This is a genomic window from Nitriliruptor sp. (genome assembly GCF_040882075.1).
Taxonomy (GTDB): domain Bacteria; phylum Actinomycetota; class Nitriliruptoria; order Nitriliruptorales; family Nitriliruptoraceae; genus Nitriliruptor.
The window spans coordinates 1-4,273 of sequence record NZ_JBBEBZ010000090.1 but is presented as its reverse complement, the minus strand read 5'-3'; the positions used below and the strand labels follow the sequence as shown (position 1 = coordinate 4,273).

The 4,273-nt window shown below is 70.0% G+C and carries 6 protein-coding genes; all 6 read left to right on the top strand.

The window, feature by feature from the left end:
* The first annotated feature begins 85 nt into the window (after positions 1-85).
* The 6 genes from WEB03_RS04940 to WEB03_RS04915 all read left to right on the top strand — a co-directional run bounded on the left by WEB03_RS04940 (position 86) and on the right by WEB03_RS04915 (position 4,148).
* Positions 86-835, top strand: a complete 750-nt coding sequence (locus WEB03_RS04940) for a flavodoxin family protein (protein WP_368069843.1) — start codon at positions 86-88, stop codon at positions 833-835.
* A gap of 16 nt (positions 836-851) precedes the next feature.
* Complete coding sequence (locus WEB03_RS04935; RefSeq protein ID WP_368069842.1) at positions 852-1,709, top strand: formate/nitrite transporter family protein; 858 nt, start codon at positions 852-854, stop codon at positions 1,707-1,709.
* A 49-nt stretch (positions 1,710-1,758) separates the two neighbouring features.
* Entirely contained in the window at positions 1,759-2,466 is a 708-nt protein-coding gene (locus WEB03_RS04930) for a TlpA family protein disulfide reductase (RefSeq protein WP_368069841.1), read from the top strand.
* A gap of 27 nt (positions 2,467-2,493) precedes the next feature.
* The gene (locus tag WEB03_RS04925) at positions 2,494-3,189 is read left to right on the top strand and encodes a glycine/sarcosine/betaine reductase selenoprotein B family protein (RefSeq protein ID WP_368069840.1); all 696 of its coding nucleotides are present in this window, start codon (positions 2,494-2,496) and stop codon (positions 3,187-3,189) included.
* An 84-nt stretch (positions 3,190-3,273) separates the two neighbouring features.
* Positions 3,274-3,462 carry a hypothetical protein gene (locus WEB03_RS04920; RefSeq protein WP_368069839.1) on the top strand — a complete coding sequence of 63 codons (189 nt, stop codon included), beginning with the start codon at positions 3,274-3,276 and terminating at the stop codon, positions 3,460-3,462.
* The gene (locus tag WEB03_RS04915) at positions 3,459-4,148 is read left to right on the top strand and encodes a haloacid dehalogenase type II (protein ID WP_368069838.1); all 690 of its coding nucleotides are present in this window, start codon (positions 3,459-3,461) and stop codon (positions 4,146-4,148) included. Before WEB03_RS04920 ends, WEB03_RS04915 begins: the two co-directional genes overlap by 4 nt.
* The last annotated feature ends 125 nt before the right edge of the window (positions 4,149-4,273 follow it).

Genomic DNA, 4,273 nt, shown 5'->3' with positions numbered 1-4,273 from the left:
CCGCCGTCGAGGACGTGACCGAGCCCCACACCCCCGAGTGACGTGCTGCCACCACCACGAACCTTTCCACGACCAGGAGCGTCCCGTGACCGAACTGAGCGAGCAGGACCAGCGGCTGTGCGACGAGGCACCCGCCGCATACGACGACCTGCGGGCGCTGTTCATCAACTGCACCCTCAAGCCCTCCCCCGAGCCCTCCCACACCCAGGCGCTCGCAGACCGTTCGATCGCGATCATGCGCGCGAACGGTGTCGCGGTCGAGACCGTCCGCGCCGTCGACCACCACCTCGCACCCGGCGTCTACCCGGACATGACCGAACACCGCGCCGATCGTGACGACTGGCCCGGCATCTTCGAGCAGGTCGTGGCCGCCGACATCCTGGTCCTGCTCACCCCGATCTGGCTCGGCGAGAAGTCTTCGGTCGCCACCCGCGTCGTGGAGCGGCTCTACGGCAACTCCGGCCATCTCAACGACGCCGGTCAGTCCGCCTACTACGGCCGCACCGGCGGGGTCATCGTCACCGGCAACGAGGACGGCGCCAAGCACTGTGCCATGAACCTGCTCTACAGCCTGCAGCACCTCGGCTACGTGATCCCACCCCAGGCCGACGCCGCCTGGCTCGGCGAAGCCGGGCCAGGGCCGTCCTACGCCGACGAGGGGTCGGGCGGACCGCAGAACGACTTCACCAACCGCAACACGACGTTCATGACCTGGAACCTGCTGCACACCGCCCGCTGGCTCAAGGACGCCGGGGGCTTCCCGGTCCACGGCAACCAGCGTCCCCTGTGGGACGCCGGCTGCCGCTTCGACGCGCCCAACCCCGAACACCGGTGAGCAGGGAGGAACCCCCGTGACCGACCCGTCGGAGGAGGTCCCCAGACGGCCCACGATGCAGTACCTCGCTGCGCCGGCGGTGCTCGAGGAGATGGCGCGCTTCGGTCGCGGTCGCGTGGGAGAGCTCACCTCGGGCCGAGCGCTCGTCCTCGCCGTGCTCGGTGGGGGGTTCATCACCGTCGGTGCGCTGTTCTCCCTGCTGGTGGGCTCCGGCGTGGACGCGGAGGGACCGAAGCGGCTTCTGGAGGGGTTCGGCTTCAGCGCCGGGTTCTTCTTCGTGGTGCTCTCCGAAGCGGTGCTGTTCACCGAAGCGAACGTCGTGCTGCCGACCACCCTGCTCGAGGACCGCCACCAGTGGTTGCGGGTGGTCCGCTTCTGGGCCATCGCGTGGGTCGGCAACCTCGCCGGGGTGTGGCTGGCCGCGCAGCTGATCGCCACCGCGCAGATGTACTCCCCCGAGACCCTGGCCGCGCTCGGCGAGGTGATCGAACGCAAGCTCGCCTACAGGGAGCTGGGCGGCGCCGGCGCCTGGTGGCAGCTCGTCCTCTCGGGAGTGCTGGCCAACTGGCTGGTCGGTATGGCCGCCTTCTTCGCCTTCATGGGCCGCACCATCATCGGCAAGTACATCCCGGTGTTCCTGGCGGTGACGGCCTTCGTCGCGGCCGGTTTCCAGCACAGCCCCGCGAACATGGGCTACTTCGCCCTCCATCTCGCGCACGGTGGCGGACCCGGCTGGCCGACGGCGCTGGGCTGGAACATCGTGCCCGCCGGTATCGGCAACGTGATCGGAGCGGCGGTCCTCGTCGCTGTGCCCTTCTGGTTCGTCCACCATCCTCACCGTGAGGCAGCCCGTCGCGGGCCGACCGACCGGTAACGTCGACCGATCCGTGGTTCCTCCCACGGCCGAGCGGAGCGCGGCAGCGGTGAGCGCCTACAACTACGAGACCTTCGACGGCTACGTCGCCTCCGGCGACGAGCAGCGTGAGTTCGCGGCCTGGCCGGACCTGCTCCACGCCGGTCAACCCGCTCCGGAGATCGCGGGCACGCTGCTCGACGGTGACCAGATCGCGTTGTCCTCGGTGTGGAAGCGCCGCACCGTGGTGGTCGAGTTCGGCTCGTTCACCTGACCGTACTGCTCAGCAGAGGGTCCTCTGCTCGACGCCGCAGCTGACCGCCATCCCGACGTGGCGTGGTACTTCGTGTACACCCGCGAGGCGCATCCGGGTGAGCACGTCCCCCACCACGACTCGTTCGAGACGAAGCTCGCTCACGCGCGGTTGCTCCGCGACGAGGTCGGGATCCGCCGGTCGATCGTCGTCGACGACCTCGAGGGCAGCGCCCACCGCGCCTACGGGCTGCTGCCGAACATGACGTGGGTGATCGGCCGTGGCGGTCGCATCCTGTACCGGGCTGACTGGACGTCTGCGGCCAACGTTGAAGCCTTCCTCGAGCGACACGAGACCGGACGACGACGGCGGCCCGTAGGAGGGGCCGTGTCGCCCTACCTCAGCGAACAGATCGAGTACCGCGACGTCGACCGCGACGCGTTCTACGACCGGCTCCGCCGCAACGGTCCACGCAGCTACGAGGAGTTCAAGCACGCCGAACGCCTCTGGGCCGAGCGGGACTGAGTTACGGTGGCCGAGACAGGAGACGGGATGAGCGACGAGGAGAGCGGACCGGCGGATCTGTCGTTCGAGGACGTCCGACGGTCGTTCTACTACGGCGATCACGCCGACATGCAGTTCAAGTACCTGGCACGGATGACGGACGCAGGCGCAGCGGACGCCATCGCCGAGGTGCTCGCCGCGGTCGGTGAGACGCTGGACACCGGCGACCTCGACCGCCTGCGCGAGGCCGTGTACCGAGCCCAGGTCGCCGGCTACCTGCCCTCCGAGCCCGTCGCGCCCGCGACCGAGATCCCCTTCACCCCACTGCCCGGCTCGCTGGCCAGCCTCAGGCTCGCGTTGATCTCCGCCGGTGGGGTCTATCGGGTCGACGACGATCCCATGGGGCCCGACGGGCCGTCACAACAGGACTCGCTGGTGCTGATCACCGAGTTCCTGCGTGGCACGCCCACCCTGTCGACCATCCCGGTCGACACCCCCAACGAGCAGCTCACCGCCCGCCATCCGGGCTACGACGCCCGCAGCGCACAGCGCGACCCGTCAGCGGTGTTCCCGCTCGACCACCTGCGCGATCTGGCTGGCCAGGGACGGGTCCAGCTCGCCGACGAGCACTACGGGTTCACCGGCGCGACCTCGCAGCGCCGTCTCGAGAAGCAGGTCGCCCCTCGCTGGGCCGAACACATGGCCGCACGCGAGGTCGACGTGGTGTTCCTCGTCGCCACCTGACCGGTCTGCCACGGGTCGGTCGGACTCGTAGCGAGGGCTCTGGAGGCCGCAGGGATCCCCACCGTCTGTGTCGCGGTGGAGGCCTTGCGGCACCGGATGGAGGAGCTCGGCGTCCCGAGGACGCTGGTCACGCCGCACCTGATGGGTCGCACCATCGGCCCCGTCGGTGACCACCCACGCCAGCGGGCGGTCGTCGCCGCAGCGCTCGACCTCCTCGAGTCCGCCACAGAACCGGGCACCACGGTGACGTTCGACACGACGGGTCGGGCATGAGCGTCACGCCAACGCCGTTGGAGCTCGTGATCCTCGACGTCAACGAGACCCTCTTCGCGCTCCAGCCCGTCGAGATCCGGATGGCCGAGGTCGGCCTCGAAGGTCAGTTCGAGCTGTGGTTCACCCAGATCCTGCGCGACGGCTTCGCCGCCGCGGCCGCCGGCGGGTTCGCTGGGTTCCGCGACCTGGCGAGCCACCACCTCCGTGAGCTCTTGCGGCGCCACCAGGTGGACGCGGCCGATGCCGAGGTGTCGCACGTCCTCGCCGGGTTCGACGAGGTCCTGCCCCACCCCGACGTGGCGGCAGGGCTCACCAGGCTGCACAGCGCCGGCATCCCGGCGGTCGCGTTGGCCAACGGCTCGGCTGAGCTCACCCGCGCCTTCCTCGACCGAGGAGGTCTGAGCGATCTGGTCGCCGCCGTCCACGACGTCAGCGAGGTCGGCCGGTGGAAGCCGGCACCGGAGCCTTACCGTTTCGTGCTGGAACGGCGAGGTGTCGCACCCGCCGCCGCGGCGATGGTCGCCGCGCACCCCTGGGACCTGTTCGGTGCCGGTTCGGTGGGGCTCGTCACCGCGTGGGTCGATCGCGACGGTGCGGGCTACCCGGAGGCGTTCGGGAGTCCCGATGTGTCCGCCGCACGGTTCGACGATCTCGTCGAGCGTCTGGTCACGGCTCCTCGCACCTGATGCGGCGTCAGCCGGTCGCTTCGGTCAGCTCCTGGCTGCTGCGCAGGCGCCGTGATGCGGTTCCGGCGGTGAGCGTGACCAGCACGAAGATGGCCAGGGCCGCGAGGAACGCCGGCGAGGTGGGG

Bases quoted from the DNA above. Each gene is read 5' to 3' on its own strand.
- WEB03_RS04925 (WP_368069840.1), top strand. From the start codon at position 2,494: ATGAGCGACGAGGAGAGCGGACCGGCGGATCTGTCGTTCGAGGACGTC.
- WEB03_RS04915 (WP_368069838.1), top strand. From the start codon at position 3,459: ATGAGCGTCACGCCAACGCCGTTGGAGCTCGTGATCCTCGACGTCAAC.